Annotated in this window: 1 pseudogene; it reads right to left on the reverse strand. The window is 62.1% G+C overall.

Annotated elements, in window-relative coordinates:
- Positions 1-121 precede the first annotated feature (121 nt).
- Positions 122-235, reverse strand: a pseudogene (locus QSV46_RS41100) (cell division protein FtsQ/DivIB); the annotation flags it as partial.

Here is a 235-nt window from a genome sequence, read left to right on the forward strand (position 1 = left end):
GGCTTCAGCCGCGCGATCATGCAGGCGATCTTGCTGGTGCCAACATCGAGCGAAGCCACCAGCGCCGTGCGCTTGTGGTCGACGGGACGTGTCTTCGGGGTCTGGTTGCGATCGAGGCCGGTCATGCTGAATCACCGGCCTTTTTCTTGGTCTTCTTGTCCTTGAACAGTTCTTCGCGGGCCTTGGCCGCCTCTTCCGACAATTGCACCGTCAGCCGGTCCGGCAGGCGCATGTC

The organism is Bradyrhizobium cosmicum (genome assembly GCF_032290525.1).
Lineage (GTDB): Bacteria > Pseudomonadota > Alphaproteobacteria > Rhizobiales > Xanthobacteraceae > Bradyrhizobium > Bradyrhizobium cosmicum_A.